Raw genomic sequence first — 16,740 nt, forward strand, 5'->3', positions numbered from 1 at the left:
ATCACAATTGCACCTCGCCATGCGCCGCGCCCATGCGTTGCTCCAGCCGGCGGGCCAGCATGATCAGGGGGTAGCAGACGATGAAGTAACCGAGGCCGACGAGGAAGAAGACCAGCAGGCCATTTGGTACACGCTGCACCACCAGCCAGCCGACGCGGGTGAGGTCGGTGAGGCCGATGGCCGAGACGACCGAGGAATCCTTGATCAGCAGCACATATTGCCCGACCAGTGGCGGCAGCACGATGCGCATCGCCTGCGGCAGCACCACCTGGCGCATGCGCTGCCAGCGCGACAGGCCGGACGCAAGTGCTGCCTCGACCTGGCCGGTCGGCACCGAGCGGATGCCGGCGACGACGATCTCGCAGATGAAGCAGGCGGCCAGGTTGGTCAGCGCGATGATGCCGGCGGTGAAGGCGTCGAGCTCGATGCCGAGTTCCGGCAGGATGAAGAAGATCAGGAAGATCTGCACCAGGAACGGCGTGCCGCGGATCAGGTCGACCCAGGCACCGATCGCGCCGCTGATCAGCCGGTTGCCGCCGGTGCGCAGGATGCCGAGGCCGAAGCCGAGCAGCGTGCCCAGCACCAGGCTGATCAGCGACAGCACCACGGTCATGCCGAGGCCGCGCAGCGCCAGGGGATAGCTGCCGGCGACGCTTTGCAGCTGCTGCCAGATCATGTCCGTGTCCCCGCCAGGCCGAGCCAGCGCCCGGAGAGCGCCGCCAGTCCCTTCAGCCCGTAATAGAGCAGGAGGTAGAAGGCGGCGATGGTGATGAAACCTTCCGCCGGCATGAAGCGGTCGGAGGCGAGCAATTGTCCGGCGCGCGTCAGTTCGGCGACCGAGATCAGCGACAACAGCGCGGAATCCTTGACCAGCACGATCGCCTGTCCGAGCAGCGGCGGGATCGTCACCTTGAACGCCTGCGGCAGGATGACGAGGCGCATGCGCTGGACATAGGTCATGCCCGAGGCGACGCCGGCCTCGACCTGGCCGCGCGGGATCGACAGGATGCCGGCGCGGATGATCTCGGCGACATAGGCGCCGCTGTTCAGCGACAAAGCGAGGATGCCGACGACGAACTCGGGCAGGATGAGGCCGAGCCGCGGCAGGCCGAAATAGAGGAAATAAAGCTGCGCCAGCAGCGGCGTGGCGCGCACCGCGTCGATATAGGCCTTGGCCGGGACGCGGAACAGCCGGCCGCGCTGCAGGTTCATTGCGGCGAGCACGATGCCGACGGCGAGCGCGCCGGCAAAGGAGAGGACAGACAGCCACACGGTCGTGACGAGGCCCTGCCCGAACAGGGGCAGATATTCGACGATGGTGCGGAAGCTGAAGTTTTCGAGCATGGTGGGGCGGTGAATGTGAATAGTGAATGGTGAATAGTGAATAGTTAATAGTGAAGTGTGAGTAGAGAGTAGAGAGTAGAGAGTAGCGAGTAGAGAGTAGCTCTTTCTCTACTCCCTACCCCCTACTCCCTGCTCCCTACTTACTATTCACTATTCACCATTAACCATTAACCATTCACCCTACTCAGTGATCCTTCTTCCAGGCGTCGGAATTCACCCAGTAATCCAGGTTCTTCTGCAGGCGGCCGTCGAGGCTGACCTGGTCGAGGAACAGGTTCATCCAGACCAGCAGGTCCTGCTCGTCATAGCGCGTGGCGAAGGCCAGCGGCTCCTTCGACAGCATATCCGGCATGATGGTGAAGCTGCCGGCCGGGTAAGCGGTCGACTGGCCCTTGACCGCCGAGACGTCGTTGACGCCGCAATCGGCCTGGCCGTTGTTGACGGCGTCGAGCAACAGCGGGCCGCCGCCCTTGTAGCTCTTGATGTCGGCATCGGGGAAGGCGGCCTTGGCTTCCTTCTCGCCGGTGGCGCCGAGCAGCACGGCGATCTTGGTGCCCTTGGCCTTGCAGTCCTCGGTGGACTTGAAGGCGGTCCCAGCCTTGGTGAAGACGGTGCTGCCAGTGTACATGTAAGGCTTGGTGAAGGCGACCTTCATGCCACGCGCCAGTGTCGGGGTCATGTCGGCGACCAGAAGATCGGCCTTGCCCGACAGCAGCGCCGGGATCAGGCCGTCCCAGTCGAAGTCGAGGAAGGTGATCTTGACGCCCATTTCCTTGGCCATCAGTTCGGCGAGTTCGACCGAACTGCCGGTGCGTTCGCCGGCAGCACCGACCAGCGAGAAGGGCGGTCCTTGCGTCTGCACGGCGACACGCAACTCTCCGCGCTTGGTGATCTCGTCGAGCGTTCCCGCACTGGCGGCAGCGGTAAGGCCAGCGAGCGCAAGGCCGGCGATGAAAAGCTTGGCAATGTTCATTTGGGCATTCCTCCTTGTTGTCGTTTGTTGTTCCACTTGTTGTTTCACCCCATCGGGGTGCCTTTTGAGCGGCGGCGCCGTTGCCGGCGGCAACCACCGTTCGAAAATCTTCAATCCCAGCTCACCGTTTCGGCGACATTGATGCCACGCCTGGCGAGCTCATCGAGGAAGCGGCCATCCGGCACATGCAGCAGCGGGTTGAGCAGGCCGGGCGCGGCGATCTCGCGCCGTGCCAGCATCTGCGCCACGATGCTGGCGGGATAGCCGACGCCGAGGCTCATGCCGAACAGGCCGGAGGCGAGGTCGCGCTCGATGACCAGCTCTGAGGTCACCGTCTTGCGGCGGCCGCCTTCGCTGCCGACAAAGACGTTGCGCATGACGCAAAGGTCCTTTTCGTCCGCGCCATATTGCAGTTGCGGGCCAAGCAGCCGGCCGAGGAATTCGCGTGGGCTAACGCCGGTGCCGGGCACCTTGTCCTCGGACAGGAGGCCGAGCTGCTTCAGCGGCGCCCAGAACGCCGACCAGCCGGGCCAGCGCAGCGAATAGCGGCCGGAGCGCTGCAGTCCCTTGGCGGCGGCGAGCATGCCGGCATAATGCGGCGCGTCGCCATTGGGGAAGGCTTCGAGCCTGCCCAGCCCGGCGATCTCGATGTCGTGGATGAAACGATTGTCGTGCTGGCGGGCGGCCGGCACATCGACCCATTTGCCGTTCTCGACCAGCACACTGTCGCGGTTCTGGCTGACCAGAACCATGTCGAAATTCCAGCTCACCTTGTAGCGCAACGGCTCGACAACCGCTTTCGGCTCGGGAATGCCGCCGCAGTAGGAATCGATCGCGGTGATGGTGTCGAACTGGCTTGCGGCGCGCGCGTAGAGCACAAGGTCGATGCCGGGGTCGAGCCCGCATTCGGTGACGATCGAGACGCCGGCCTTTTCGGCCTCGGGCGCGAGATCGGCGATGGCCTTGCCGTAATTGGTGGTGACCAGCGGCGTGCGCGTCGCGATCGCCGCCTGCACCGCCTCGCGCATCAGCGGCAGCGGCAACAGGTCGATGACGGCGTCGACGTCCTTCATCACATCGGCCAGCACCGGACCGATCGCGCCCTCCGGCACGACAAAACGCACCCGGGCAAGGTCGGTCAGGCCGCCAAGCCGCGCAGCGCCGTCGGTTGCAGTGTCGAGGCAGACCACTTGCTCGACGCCGTCGCTGGCAACGAGATCGGCGATCGCCGCCCGGCCTTGCAGGCCGAGGCCGCCGAGAACCGCGATCTTCATGCCATTTCCTTCCGCGTCTCGTCCGACCAGCAGCCTTCCGGCAGGCTGACCCATTTGTTGCAGGACGCCATGACGACGAAGGTCTCGCTGCGCACGACTTCGCCCGGCTCGCCGGCGCCGGGGATCAGCTCGCTGGTGACGCGGTAGAGATCGGCGACATCGCCGGCCACGGTTACGTCGACGATGATGTCGAAACGCCCGGTGACGACGGCGGCCGAGTTCACGAAAGGCAGTTCGGAGATGCGCTGCGCCAGTTCCCGCGCCCGGCCGCGCCCTTGCGCATTGATGCCGACGATGGCCGAGATCAGCTCGGGGCGTTCGGTCAGGTTGAGCAGCCCGACGATCTTGAGCAGGTTGCGGTCGAGCAGGTTGCGCAGCCGCATGCGCACCGTCGGCACCGAGATCGCCATCTTCTCGGCGAGGCGGTTGACGCCAAGCTGCGCATCCTGCGACAGCAGCTTGACCAGTCGCCGGTCGGTCTGATCGAGATGTTCCCGCAAACACTCAGGCTTTCATAAAGGGAAAGAAACAATCGTATTTTCTTTCGGATATGAAAATACCTTATGAGAGATTTTTAACAACGGCAAGAGCCATGGCATCCGCCGTGCCTTGTGCCTATCGGCAGTTTCGTCGATGTCGCCACATTTTGTTCTTGCTTTGTGCCGGCAGCTATGCTACTAATCTGGGTATGGTGCTAATTGGCTCCAAAGACCCGCCTCCCCGAGGCGGGTCTTTTGTTTTCCCATACCTTTGAAGGTTTAGCGCCGCCGGTTTGAGGTTGGCGGGACAGCGCCGTTCGGAACGCGCTGTGTTCGAGGGTGGAAAAGCAAACGGCGCAAGAGGTGCCTGGAATCCCATGGTTTAGAAAGGAACGGTAAATCGACATGAAGAAGATTTTTCATCTGTTGGTGCTGACGGCAATCTGCACCATTACCGCCGCTATGGCGCCAGTTGGCGCCGCATATGCCCAGAATGCGCCCTACTGGCGAGCCGACTGGGAGGAGGGGCCTTGCACCGGAGCCTCGTGCTATACCGACTGGTCTTTCGTTCAGGCGGAGGATTCCGCGCAAGCTGATCCCAGCCTGAACGCGATTGTCAGCGGCCTGTTCTCGTCCGGCGCAGGGAATGTTTCCTCGCACGGCGGCAGCAGCTTCGAAAAGTTCGAAACGACGCTGGCTGCCATCAATGCCGGGAAGCCCCACTCCAAAGTCTACAAGGAGTGGCTCTTTCCTGGCGGCTTGGCCAAGAACGACGCTTTCGGACGTCCACTTCAGGCGGTGCCGCCGTCAGGGATCGATGGAACCTATGTCGCGTGGTTTTTCATTCCGTCCGATTACGAGTCGAAGAACGACTGGACGAATATCTTCCAGTTCAAGGTGACCGAGCAATCGCCTTTCAAGCAGGAACCAACGTGGTGGATCAACCTGCGCGACAGTCTGACTGATGATACGCTGTTGCTGCATGTGGAAAATTGGGCGGACGGAACGTACAATCCGGAGAACGATGTTGCCGCACCGAAAGGCCGCTGGTTTCAGCTGCGCGCGGATCTCTATGAAGGGGTAGGCATCGATTGGTATCTGGACGGGGTGTTTTGGCAATCATCGTCGAACGCAACCTGGCCGGTCGGGCGGGATTCCGACGGATCAGGTACACCTCAGTCATTCGTGTTTGGCGTGGGTCACTATGGTGGAGTTGGCAAACTCTATACTGACGATGCCTACATGATTGCAAAGTAACCATTGGCAAATTGTCGAAGTGCATAAAATAATAAGCTGCTTCGGGTCCAACCGGGCGGCTTTTTTTGCACTTAGAGCGCGTCGCATTTGAACGGTTCCTGCGACGCGCTTTAAGTCTTTATTCTATGCATGTCGCTGCCCCAAAATCGCTGCGAGGCGCAACCGGAACTTATTGTGCCTTCACCCGATAGGCGGAGAGGCTCATCCGCGAAATGGCCAAAAGCGGCTTTTCAATAAAACTGTAGCTGGCCAGGGAGACGGCGATGCAGGCGGTGACAATAACCATGCCTGCAATCCATGGTGACACATTGGCGCTTGCAACGACAGGAGCGGTCGCAAGCAGCAAGATAGGATGGGTCAGATAGAGAGAGTAGGAAGCATCACCCAACCTTGCCAGCACGCGAGGAGCAAAAAGCCGGAAGTAGCTTTCCAGGCTGATGCAACCCGCGACAAGGATCAACGCCGGGATTCCCTGAGCAAGGGTTCGCGGCAAGTTGAAGCCAAGTACCATCACCAGCATGGACATGATAGCGAACACGAGTGCCGAGACACCCAGGACGGCAGGCAAACGAGTCAGCCTGCCGACCAGGTGGCCGAGAGCCATGCCGGCAAGGAACTCAAACAGGATTGGCGTGGTGTAGAAAAACAGCACAGTGTCGGCGGCGGGTTTGAAGACGATGCGCGCCGCTACGGCGATTGCAAAGACAACACCGACCGCGGCCATTTGCGTCAACCTGCCAAAACCCATAGTCGCCGCGAACAGAATGTAAAACAGGATTTCCAGATTGAGCGTCCAACCCACGCCAAGCACCGGTTGGACATAGCCTGTGACCGTATCGAGATAGGGTATGAAAAGCAGGCTATTGGTGATCTGCTCAAGAGACACTGCACGATCGGCAAACAACCAAAGTGCGGCGACCATGAGGAAGGTCATAACCCAATAGAACGGAACGACGCGCGTGAACCGCTGCATCAAAAAAGCACGGTGGTCTGGGCGTCTGTTCTCCGTCGAGAGAACCATGACAAAACCACTGATGACGAAAAACAAGTCGACGCCACTGTTCAGAACGGGAATACGCAGGTCGAGCATGCCCAGTGCGGCCGGAAGATGATAGATAACAACCATGAGGGCTGCTAGCCCCCGCAGGATCTGTACCGATGTATACTGTTGAATCCGGCGCGGCGCGGCGTGATCATTCTGTGGAATGATGTTCATAAAAAATGGTCCCCGGTGCAGGAGAGCACTAACATGCGGGGTCGTTGATGTGCTGATTAATTGCCCGTGTAATTAATATATAAAGTTTTAGATAGATTTTACTGACGCTAGCTCGCGGCCATACTTTTGACCCGCCCGACTTTGGCCTGCCTCCCTGTCAAATCCTAGCATCTCCCCCGTGAAGAGGAGATCGGCGGACATCGACGCTTTCCCCGCGCTAACGACTGGTCTCGAAGATAGCGACGGCTGCCGCTGTCAGCGCAGCGTTACCGGGTGCTACTGTTCCATCAGGAAGCTCCTTGCCGTCTTCCAGTCCGACGCGCGTCGACCAACGGCGTTCCGGCGCCCGGTGCACGAAAGGCCAGACCGTGGCGTCGGCGCCGTGCAGCAGGATTGCCCGGCGCATTCCGGCGCCGTCGAGCACGGCGGCGATATCGTCGCTGATCTCAAGCGCAGCGTCCGGCTCCTGCTCGGAGATTTCGATCAGGATGCGCAGCACGCGGTTGCCATGGTCGAGGCTCACCAGGCGTTCGGCGTCGGCAACGGAGGCGAGCCCGGCCTCGATGCCAATGCCGCGCTGGCGCAGACGGTCCATGACTGCCGGTGCTGCATTCTCGCTGAGATTGACCGAGGCATAGTCGGGCAGCTCGCTCCAGGCGGCGATCGCGGCCAGCGTCCGCTGGTCGTCGTTCTCGATCCAGGCACCCGTCGACACGCCAATCAGCGTCCCCGGGCAGGCGCGGCGGAGCGCTAGCACCGTCGGGTCCATCGCCGCCGGAGCCAGGCTTTCGCGACCGTCCAGCCCGCGGGCATGAACATGCAGTTCGGCGGCACCGGCGGCGACGCAGGCCGCGCCGTCACGCGCCATGGCCTCCGCCGTCAGCGGCAGTTGCGGATGATAATCGGCGCTGCGCGCGCCATCGATGCAGGTCTGGACGATCATGCCAGGGGCAGTCCGGTTGAAGTGGAACGAGTTTAGCGCATGACCACGAAATCGGAAATTGAATGACGTCCCGTCCCGCGCAGTTCACCCGGCAAGAAACGGGTGGTCCGCGCGCGCCGTTTCACCCATCTCAATGACAGAGAAGCCACAGGAGGCGAAGCCATGACCATCCATTCGATAGGCGCGAAAGCGGCGGTGAAATCGGCGGAGCTGCGCGTTGCCGGATATGATTGGCGGACGCTGGCCGATGAGCTGAGCGGCTATGGCTGCGCGGTGATGGAAAAGCTGCTGACGCCGCAGGAGTGCCGGCAGATTGCCGAACTTTATTCGGACGAGAGCCATTTCCGCAGCCATGTCCATATGGCGCGGCATGGCTTCGGCAAGGGCGAGTACCGCTATTTCCGCTATCCCTTGCCCGACTTGATCGGCGGCTTGCGCACCGCGCTCTATCCGCGCCTGGCTGCGGTCGCCAACGACTGGAACGAGCGCATGGGTATCGCGCAGCGCTATCCCGACGAACACGCCGCGTTCCTCAGGCAATGCCACGAGCAGGGCCAGACGCGGCCGACGCCGCTCCTGCTGCAATATGTTCCCGGCGACTTCAACTGCCTGCACCAGGATCTCTACGGCGATCTTGCCTTCCCGCTGCAGGTGGCGATCCTGTTGTCGGAACCAGGCAAGGATTTCACCGGCGGCGAGTTCGTGCTGACCGAGCAGCGTCCGCGCATGCAGAGCCGCGCCGAGGTGGTGCCGCTGCGCCAGGGCGATGCGGTCGCTTTCGCGGTCCACAATCGACCGGTCCAGGGCAGCAAGGGCAATTACCGCGTCAATCTCAGGCACGGCGTCAGCCGGCTTCGCTCCGGCATGCGCCACACCGTCGGCATCATCTTCCACGACGCCAAGTAACCGAGCCGCCCGGTCGAGGCCCGGCGGCGGTTACCGGGAAAAATCGCTGCGCACGATGCCGTGGCGCTGGAGCTTGTCGTAGAAGGTCTTGCGCGGAATCCCCAGCGCTTCGATCGTGCGCCTGACGTCGCCCTCGTTGCGGCCAAGCGTCTCGCGGATGATGTCGGCCTCGTAGCGCTCCAGCCGCTCCGGCAGCTTCATGGCGGTGTTCGATTGGGTCGGGGCAGGGGGTTGTGCTTCAGCGCCTTCCTCCAACCCAAGCACGAACCGCTCGGCGAAATGCGCCAGTTCGCGCACATTGCCCGGCCAGTCATGGTTGCTCAGATGGCGATGCACCGAAGCCGGCACTGCCGGCACCTGGCGGTGGAAACGGGTGGCGGCGCGCTCGGCGAAATAGAAGAACAGCAGGGCGACATCGTCGCGGCGTTCGCGCAGCGGCGGGATCGAGATCGTCACCACGTTGAGCCGGTAATAGAGATCCTCGCGGAAAGCGCCGCGCTGGCGCGGATCACCGAGATCGACCTTGGCGGCGGCGACGACGCGCAGATCCACCGGCCGCACCTCGTTGGTGCCGAGCGGGGTGACCTCGCGCATTTCCAGCACGCGCAGCATCTGCACCTGTGTCGAGACCGGCATGCTTTCGATCTCGTCGAGGAACAGCGTGCCGCCGCTGGCGTGCTCGATGCGGCCGATCCGTTTCTTCTGAGCGCCGGTGAAGGCGCCGGCCTCATGGCCGAACAATTCGCTTTCGATGACGGTCTCCGGCAGCGTGCCGCAATTCAGCGCGACGAAATTGCCCTTGGCGCGGCGGCTCCAGCGATGCAGAAGGCTTGCCACCACCTCCTTGCCGGAACCGGTCTCGCCGGTCACCAGCACGTCGACGTCGGTGTCGGCGATCTGGCGCAGTGTACGCCGCAGCCTGTCCATCGCCGGCGTCTGGCCGATCAGCGGCAGGCCGTCCTGCGCCTCTCCGGCCGCCTCGCGCAAGGCGCGGTTCTCCATCACCAGGCGGCGCTTTTCCGCTGCGCGGCGCACGCTCTGTACCAGCCGGTCGGCGGCGAAGGGCTTTGTGATGAAGTCGTAGGCGCCGTCCTTGATCGCCTTGACGGCCATGGCGATGTCGCCGTGGCCGGTGACGAGGATGACGGGAATGTCGGTATCCAGCCGCAGGATGCGATTGAAAAGCTGCAAGCCGTCGATCTGAGGCATGCGGATATCCGACACCACGACGCCGGTAAAAGCGGCGTCGAGCCTGGCCAGCGCCTCGGCCGCCACCGCAAAGCCGGAGACCGAGAAGCCGGCAAGCTCCAGCGTCTGCGCGGTGGCCTTGAGGAGATCGCGGTCGTCGTCGATCAGGATCACCGGCGCGGCATTGTCGTTCGTCATGATGGCTTACGCTGCTGTCTGGAGATGAATGGTGAAGCGGGTGCCGCTGTCGTCGCTCGAAACTTCGATGCGGCCGCCATAATCGGCGACGATGTCCTTCGAGATGACGAGGCCAAGGCCAAGGCCTTTTTCCTTGGAGGTGTTGAACGGCGTGAACAGCGATTTGAGGATCGCGGGTGGAATGCCTGGTCCGTTATCGGACACGCCGACCGTCACGCCGTCCGCGGTCTCCTCGACCGACACCTGCACATGAGCGTCGTCGCGGCCGTCGAGTGCTTCGAGCGCGTTCTGGAAGAGGTTGATCAGCACCTGTTCGAGCCGCACCCGATTGCCCATGACCTTGAGGCTCGGCGGCGGCAGGTCGATGGCCAATGCGTCGAGCCGGCCGGCAAAGCGGCTTCTCAACAGCATGACGGCGCCTTCGATAACACCACGTAATTCGACAGGCTCGGCGGCGGTGCGGCCCTTGCGGGCAAATGCCTTCAACTCCTCGGTGATTGAGCCGATGCGTTCGGTAAGGGCTGCGATAGCGCCGAGGTTTTCCTCGGCCGGCCCGGTCTGCTTGCGGTCGAGGAAGGTGCGGGCATTGTCGGCATAGGCGCGTATGGTGGCGACCGGCTGGTTGATCTCATGGGCGACACCGGCCGCGACCTGGCCGAGGATGGCGAGGCGGTTGGCCTGGACCAGATCCTGCTGCACGATTTGGAGCTTGGCTTCCGTGCTGCGGTGGCCTGTTATCTCGGCCTGCAACCGGTCGCGGGCGCGGCTCAAATCCTCGGTCCGTTCGACGACGCGGCGTTCGAGTTCGGTGCGGGCTGCCTGTTCAGCGGCAATCCGCATCTGCGCCGACTGCCGGCGCCACAACAGATACACGGCAAGGCCGAGGAGCGGGACGACGACGCCGAGCGCAAGAAGCCGCATTTCGCGGACCGCGGCGGCGATCGGCGCTTCAGCCGGGATCAGATAGTCGAGCCGCCAGGGGGTCGAAGGAACCGTCGTGGAAAGGCTGAGATACTCCGCGTCGCTGCCGCCGGGCGTCACCGCGTGGACGATCGACACATCCGGGCTGAGCGCCCGCGGGTGCTTGATCGGCAACGGCACAAGCGGCGCGTCGCCGAACTGTTGGCTGTCGCGGATCGCGGCTTGCTTAGGTGCGGCCAGCGGTGCGGTTGTCATGAAGCGCCAGGACGGCACGCTGGTGATCAGCACGACGCCATTCTCGTCGCTGACATAAGCCGGGCGGTTGGCCTCGCGCCAGTCGGCTTCGAGCTGGTCGAACTCCATCTTGACGACGACGACGCCGAGCGGTGCGTCTGTGTCGCCGACGCGCCGCGAAATGTAGAGGCCGGGGCGCTTGCTGACATTGCCAAGCGCAAAATACTCGGCGGTTCCGGCCTGCATCGCGCCGGAGAAATAATCGCGGAAACGGTAGTCGTTGCCGACGAAGCTGATCGGCTCGCGCCAGTTGCTGGAGGCGATCGCCAGTCCATCGGTGCCGATGACATAGAGTACCGACGCCTTGGTGCCGGAGACCAGCCCCTCGAGCTTGCGGTTCAGCACATCGATTGCCGCGGCATTTTTCTGCGTCAGCGCGTCACGCACTTGCTGGTCTGCGGACAAAAGCAGGGGCAGGGCACGCGGGCTTTCGAGCACGGCGCGCAGCAGCGCGACCTTCAGATTGGCGTCGGTACGCCCCTGCGCCGCCAGGGTCTCGACCTCGGCGGTGCGGCCGTAGAGGCCGGCGCCGTAGAGCGCTGCGGTGACGATCAGCAGGGCGACGGCCGCAAACAGCAGCCAGGCTCGGCGCGCCCGCCTGGCGAGTTGCTCGGGCGTCGAAGACAAGGCACCGGCGGGGCGTTGCAGCATCGCCCATTTGTGCATGAACTCGCACAAAACACAATTCGACCCATGCGGAGAGTCGCACTTGACCATGCGTCCGGCAGTGCGGACGTTTGCGAATGCTCAATAAAATCAACGATGAAGCACTCTTCTGCGTATCTGGCACGGCTGTTGCAGATACGAATTCAGCAGTCGCGAGGCTGCTGGTCTCAAAACAACTGCCCCGGGGAGTCGAGCTTTCGATCGGGGCGCCATGGAGGACGTCATGCAGACAGCAATCGCTGCCGCCGAGCCGCGCGGCAAACTTCCCTTATATCGGCATCTTTATGTGCAGGTGCTGGCGGCGATCGCCGCCGGCGTGCTGCTCGGCCATTTCTATCCGGAAGCCGGCGAGGCGATGAAGCCGTTCGGCGATGCTTTCATCAAGCTGGTGAAGATGGTGATCGCGCCGGTGATCTTCCTGACGGTGGCGACCGGCATCGCCGGTGTTTCCGACCTGCAGAAGGTCGGCCGCGTCGCCGGCAAGGCGATGATCTATTTCCTGGTGTTCTCGACGCTGGCGCTTGTCGTCGGCCTGGTCGTCTCCAATGTCGTCCAGCCCGGCGCCGGCATGCACATCAATCCGGCCACGCTCGATACCACCAAGGTGACGGCCTATGCCGAGAAGGCGCACGACACAACCATCGTCGGCTTCCTGATGAACATCATCCCTGACACCATCACCGGCGCCTTCGCGCAGGGCGACATTTTGCAGGTGCTGTTCTTCTCGGTGCTGTTCGGCGTCGCCCTGGCACTGGTCGGCGATCGCGGCCGTCCCGTTGTCGATTTCCTGCAGGCGCTGACCACGCCGATCTTCCGCCTCGTCGCCATCCTGATGAAGGCCGCACCGATCGGCGCGTTTGGCGCCATGGCCTTCACGATCGGCAAATACGGCATCGGCTCGATCGCCAACCTCGCCATGCTGATCGGCACATTCTACCTGACCGCGCTGCTGTTCGTGCTGGTGGTGCTCGGCGCCGTCGCCCGCTACAACGGCTTCTCGATCCTGGCGCTGATCCGCTACATCAAGGAAGAGCTGCTGCTGGTGCTCGGCACCTCGTCCTCGGAAGCGGCATTGCCGGGCCTCATGGCCAAGATGGAGCGCGCCGGCTGCAACCGCTCGGTGGTCGGTCTGGTCATCCCCACCGGCTATTCCTTCAATCTGGACGGCACCAACATCTATATGACGCTTGCCGCGCTGTTCATCGCGCAGGCGACCGACACGCCGCTCACCTACGGCGACCAGATCCTGCTGCTCGCTGTCGCCATGCTGAGCTCCAAGGGTGCCGCCGGCATCACCGGCGCCGGCTTCATCACCCTGGCGGCAACGCTTTCGGTCGTCCCCACCGTGCCGGTCGCCGGCATGGCGCTGATCCTCGGTGTCGACCGCTTCATGTCGGAATGCCGGGCGCTGACCAACTTCATCGGCAATGCGGTGGCGACGGTGGTGGTGGCACGCTGGGAGGGAGAACTCGACCAGACGAAGTTTGCCGCCGCCATGGCCGGCGACTTGCCGGAGGAAGTCGACCTGTCGCTGCCGGGTTTGCAGGCCGCCTGACCGTCTAGGCCACATGACCACAAGGCCCCGGAGGCGGTTCGCCGGCTTCGGGGCAACAGCGGCGGCGGTCGCGGCATGCCGCCTGAAACGCAACCTGAAGTGGCGCTATTTTCGACGCGGGGCTTGTTCCAGCCGCATTTGAAGGCCAGTATCCGCCATGCCTTCATGGCACCGTCCGCTTCGCTCCCGACCTGATCGCGAGGCGAGACATTTCCGTCGGGCTCGGTTTGCAACATCATCCTTGCCGAACCGTCGGAGCTTTTGCTGCCGACCGCGTTCTGACTATGGCGGCAGCCCTCGAAGGCAATGGCGGCCTCACTGCGAAGTCGCAAGCGAAACGTGACCCGTCTCCTGGTGGAAAGCGCAAGCTTTTCTGAGGGGAACTCGTCGCGCCTGAAGAGGGGCACTTGAAGAGGGGCAGGCCCATGAGGGCCTTTGCCGAACCAAAGCAAGATGCGAGGTCAAACGCGATGCAGCCTGTCATTCCGGTATCCATCATCATCCCGAACTACAACTATGCGCGGTTCCTCAAGCGCAGCATCGACAGCGCCCTCGAGCAGGACTACGCGGATGTCGAAGTCATCGTCGTCGACGATGCATCGCAGGACAATTCCACGACAATCATGGAATCCTATCGCGACGAGATACTCGCATGCCCGCGGGCGCAAAATGGCGGACACGCGGCGGCATTCAACACCGGCTTCGCGGCGAGCTCGGGCAAGATCGTCCTGTTCCTCGACGCCGACGATTATCTTTATCCAACCGCCGTCTCTACCATCGTGGAAACCTGGGACGAGGCAACCGCCCAGGTCCAGTCCAGACTGCATATCGTCGACGAAGGACAGCGCATCAAGGATGTCTTTCCGCCGCCCGAATTGCCTTTCGACAGCGGTGACGTCATGCCGAAACTCCTGCACAAGGGCCGCTATCAGACGACAGTGACCAGCGGGCTGGCCTTTGACCGCGCAACGCTCGAATCGATCATGCCGATACCGGAGCCGGAGTTCCGCCAGGGCGCCGACGGCTATCTGGCAACGCTGGCGCCGATGTACGGGCACGTCCAGTCCATCGACGAATGCCTCGGCGCCTACCGAATCCATGGCGCCAACCATTCAGTCTTCGGTGAAAAGCTCGCCGAGCGGGCACGCTGGCGGGTAACTCACGATTTCCGCCGCATGCAGGCGCTGTCGGACCAGGCCTCCGGGATCGGCCTGACCATCGTGCCGTCGGATGCTGTCCGCCACGATCCGGTCCACCTGGAAGAGCGGCTGGCGTCGCTTTGCGCGGACAGAGACCGACATCCCGTGGCCGACGATTCCCGGCTGGCGCTCGGGGCGGCCGGCGCCGTCGCCAGCCTCGAAATGACCGCATCCCTGCGGCGGCGTGCAATCCTTGCCGCCTGGTTCCTGTCGGTCGGGGTGTTGCCGCGGAAAATGGCGACCGCGGTGCTGTCGTGGAAGCTTGATGCGTCGTCGAGGCCGGCATTTTTGAGCCGCCTGTCCAAGAGAATCCGCCATGCGATGGGTTAGCGGATAATGCCGTGACATAGGTCCGCCAGGTATTCGGCTGGCCGGGCCCAGCATCCACCGGGCGTAGTTATTGCCTCCGATGGGCTCGGACCATTCTGTAAATTATTTGCTTACACCTGCTTGACCCGCGTCAGCAATATGCTTACATGTTGCATGATCAAGTCGTTCAAGCACAAGGCGCTGGCGGACCTCTTTCAAACCGGAAAGACCGGAAAGATCGACGCCAAGATGCATAAGCGCATCCTTGTCCGTCTTGACCGCTTGGAAGTCTCGGAAAAGCCTGATGACATGGACCTGCCCGGCTTCGACTTCCATGCTTTGAAGGGCTTTAACCCGACCCGCTACACGATGCATGTCAACGGGCCGTGGTGCATCACATTCGAATTCGACGCCAATGATGCTGCCCGCGTCGATTTCGAACAGTACCATTGAGACGGCTTAGATTGGAGATTCGATTATGAGCGTGTATGAGCCGATGCGTCCGATGGAGCGCTGCCCATCCCACCCTGGGGCGCTGCTCGACGACATTATCCCGGCAACCGGAAAGACCAAGGTGGAAATCGCCAATCTGCTCGGAATCTCGCGCCAGCAGCTTTACGATATTATCCGCGAAAAGAAGCCGGTGTCGCCGGCTGTCGCGGCGCGCCTTGGAAAGATGTTCGGCGACGGCGCCGCGATCTGGCTCAGGATGCAGGCCGCCTATGATGCGTGGCACGCGGAACGCGAGGTTGACGTCAGCGCCATTCCAAGGCTGCATGCTGCCTGAGATGCAATAGATCGGCCGAACCACCGAGGCTATCACAAATCGATCACGGCCCCTGCTGCCGGGATCGGCGCTCCGGTTCGACGGCTCGCTCAACCAGGACATGCGCTTCCCGCGCGGCCTCGATGAACGCGTCCCTGGCGGCTTCGGTCCAGCGATCGTCGCTCATGGCGCGGTGGCATGTGCGCAGTGCCAATCCGTGTTTGGCGCTGCCGGCGTCACGCCAGTGGGTTGTCAGCAACTCGACAGCCTGCCGTGCGTTGGAAATGTTGCGGATATCTCCCACGATGCCGACCGCAACCGCAACCGGCTTGGCAAACCATCCCTGGTTCATGGCAGAGCCCTCGACGTGTTGAACCATCTATAACGAAAATCGTAGCGCAAGGTTTCATTCGCGCCAGTCACCACGGCGTGAGGCGGCCCTCACTGCGCCTCGCGCAGCCTAACCACGACGCTGCGCGCCACAAGCACCAGCACGGTGATGACGATCAGGATCACCGAGAGTGCGGCGATCGCCGGGTCGATGTTGTCGCGCAGGCCCATCCACATCAAGCGCGGCAGCGTGATGGCGTTGACCGAGGTGATAAACAGGGTGACGCCGATCTCTTCCCAGGACAGCACGAAGGACAACAACGCCGCGGTGACGATGCCGAACTTGATATTGGGCATGATGATGCGGGTGGCGCGCTCCCACACGGTGGCGCCGAGGCCGCGGGCGGCGAGGTCGATGCGGCGGTCGAGCTGGCTGAGCGACACCAGGATCAGCACCGTGGCGAAGGGCACCGTCATCACCGCATGCGCCATGGCGACACCCAGCCAGGTGTCATAGCCGAAGAATGAGCTGACGCCGGAGATCGAGGTCAGCAGGAAGTAGAGCGTGATTGCCGAGACCACCGGCGGCACCACCATCGGCAGCAGCACGAAACCGACCAATGCTGCCGTGAAGCGCGGCTGGAACATCCAGATGCCGAGGCTGAAGCAGAGCGCCAGCACGGTGGAAAAGGCGCTGCTGACGATGCCGATCCTGATCGAGAGCAGGATCGAATTGATCCAGCGCGGATCCTCGATCAGCGCCCGGTAATGGCGCAGCGACAATTCGCCGGACGGCATCGCCAGCATGCGGCTCGGCGTCAGCGATACCGGGATGACGGCGAGCAGCGGCAGCAGCAGGAACAGCGCGACCAGGGCGGCGAGGACCAGCGAGACGGGACCGGGGCGGTAGGTCGGCATCGCG

Annotated in this window: 17 protein-coding genes; 6 read left to right on the forward strand and 11 right to left on the reverse strand. The window is 62.8% G+C overall.

Annotation, left to right across the window (positions count from 1 at the left end; translation table 11 throughout):
* Position 1 precedes the first annotated feature (1 nt).
* From NKJ91_RS10140 to NKJ91_RS10160, 5 genes are all read right to left on the reverse strand, one after another.
* A complete protein-coding gene (locus tag NKJ91_RS10140) occupies positions 2-676 on the reverse strand; it encodes an amino acid ABC transporter permease (RefSeq protein WP_352455417.1) in 675 nt (224 codons plus the stop codon).
* Positions 673-1,344: an amino acid ABC transporter permease gene (locus NKJ91_RS10145; RefSeq protein ID WP_352455418.1), complete on the reverse strand. Its 672-nt coding sequence runs from the start codon at positions 1,342-1,344 to the stop codon at positions 673-675. The genes NKJ91_RS10140 and NKJ91_RS10145 overlap by 4 nt, the downstream gene beginning before the upstream one ends.
* 184 nt (positions 1,345-1,528) lie before the next feature.
* Positions 1,529-2,317, reverse strand: a complete 789-nt coding sequence (locus NKJ91_RS10150; RefSeq protein WP_352455419.1) for an ABC transporter substrate-binding protein — start codon at positions 2,315-2,317, stop codon at positions 1,529-1,531.
* A 110-nt stretch (positions 2,318-2,427) separates the two neighbouring features.
* Complete coding sequence (locus NKJ91_RS10155; protein ID WP_352455420.1) at positions 2,428-3,591, reverse strand: saccharopine dehydrogenase family protein; 1,164 nt, start codon at positions 3,589-3,591, stop codon at positions 2,428-2,430.
* Positions 3,588-4,091, reverse strand: coding sequence for an Lrp/AsnC family transcriptional regulator (locus tag NKJ91_RS10160; RefSeq protein WP_023677254.1), 504 nt, complete (start codon positions 4,089-4,091; stop codon positions 3,588-3,590). The genes NKJ91_RS10155 and NKJ91_RS10160 overlap by 4 nt, the downstream gene beginning before the upstream one ends.
* A 384-nt stretch (positions 4,092-4,475) precedes the next feature.
* Here NKJ91_RS10160 and NKJ91_RS10165 point away from each other — a divergent pair, with 384 nt between their 5' ends.
* Entirely contained in the window at positions 4,476-5,327 is an 852-nt protein-coding gene (locus NKJ91_RS10165) for a hypothetical protein (protein WP_352455421.1), read from the forward strand.
* A 169-nt stretch (positions 5,328-5,496) separates the two neighbouring features.
* Here NKJ91_RS10165 and NKJ91_RS10170 read toward each other — a convergent pair whose 3' ends face one another.
* A complete protein-coding gene (locus NKJ91_RS10170) occupies positions 5,497-6,543 on the reverse strand; it encodes an acyltransferase family protein (RefSeq protein ID WP_352455422.1) in 1,047 nt (348 codons plus the stop codon).
* A gap of 217 nt (positions 6,544-6,760) precedes the next feature.
* Positions 6,761-7,486, reverse strand: coding sequence for a 3-keto-5-aminohexanoate cleavage protein (locus NKJ91_RS10175; protein ID WP_352455423.1), 726 nt, complete (start codon positions 7,484-7,486; stop codon positions 6,761-6,763).
* Positions 7,487-7,648: 162 nt separating this feature from the next.
* Between NKJ91_RS10175 and NKJ91_RS10180 the strand changes: the two genes are divergently transcribed.
* On the forward strand, positions 7,649-8,392 hold the full coding sequence (locus tag NKJ91_RS10180; protein ID WP_352455424.1) for a 2OG-Fe(II) oxygenase: 744 nt from the start codon (positions 7,649-7,651) through the stop codon (positions 8,390-8,392).
* Positions 8,393-8,422: 30 nt separating this feature from the next.
* Here the strand turns inward: NKJ91_RS10180 and NKJ91_RS10185 are convergent, their stop codons facing one another.
* Positions 8,423-9,778, reverse strand: a complete 1,356-nt coding sequence (locus NKJ91_RS10185) for a sigma-54-dependent transcriptional regulator (RefSeq protein ID WP_352455425.1) — start codon at positions 9,776-9,778, stop codon at positions 8,423-8,425.
* 6 nt (positions 9,779-9,784) lie between these two features.
* Positions 9,785-11,644, reverse strand: coding sequence for a sensor histidine kinase (locus NKJ91_RS10190; RefSeq protein WP_352455426.1), 1,860 nt, complete (start codon positions 11,642-11,644; stop codon positions 9,785-9,787).
* 238 nt (positions 11,645-11,882) lie between these two features.
* Here NKJ91_RS10190 and NKJ91_RS10195 point away from each other — a divergent pair, with 238 nt between their 5' ends.
* From NKJ91_RS10195 to NKJ91_RS10210, 4 genes are all read left to right on the forward strand, one after another.
* A complete protein-coding gene (locus NKJ91_RS10195) occupies positions 11,883-13,214 on the forward strand; it encodes a dicarboxylate/amino acid:cation symporter (protein ID WP_352455427.1) in 1,332 nt (443 codons plus the stop codon).
* A gap of 470 nt (positions 13,215-13,684) precedes the next feature.
* Positions 13,685-14,743, forward strand: coding sequence for a glycosyltransferase family 2 protein (locus NKJ91_RS10200; protein ID WP_352455428.1), 1,059 nt, complete (start codon positions 13,685-13,687; stop codon positions 14,741-14,743).
* 153 nt (positions 14,744-14,896) lie between these two features.
* A complete protein-coding gene (locus tag NKJ91_RS10205; protein ID WP_352455429.1) occupies positions 14,897-15,175 on the forward strand; it encodes a type II toxin-antitoxin system RelE/ParE family toxin in 279 nt (92 codons plus the stop codon).
* A gap of 25 nt (positions 15,176-15,200) precedes the next feature.
* Positions 15,201-15,509 (forward strand): HigA family addiction module antitoxin, encoded by a 309-nt coding sequence (locus tag NKJ91_RS10210; protein WP_352455430.1) that lies wholly within the window; start codon positions 15,201-15,203, stop codon positions 15,507-15,509.
* A 43-nt stretch (positions 15,510-15,552) separates the two neighbouring features.
* On the opposite strand, the gene NKJ91_RS10215 is transcribed toward NKJ91_RS10210, so the two are convergent.
* Complete coding sequence (locus NKJ91_RS10215) at positions 15,553-15,840, reverse strand: DUF982 domain-containing protein (protein WP_352455431.1); 288 nt, start codon at positions 15,838-15,840, stop codon at positions 15,553-15,555.
* A gap of 89 nt (positions 15,841-15,929) precedes the next feature.
* A complete protein-coding gene (locus NKJ91_RS10220) occupies positions 15,930-16,736 on the reverse strand; it encodes an ABC transporter permease (protein ID WP_352455432.1) in 807 nt (268 codons plus the stop codon).
* Positions 16,737-16,740: the final 4 nt, after the last annotated feature.

It is taken from the genome of Mesorhizobium sp. M0040 (assembly GCF_040323505.1).
Classification (GTDB): domain Bacteria; phylum Pseudomonadota; class Alphaproteobacteria; order Rhizobiales; family Rhizobiaceae; genus Mesorhizobium.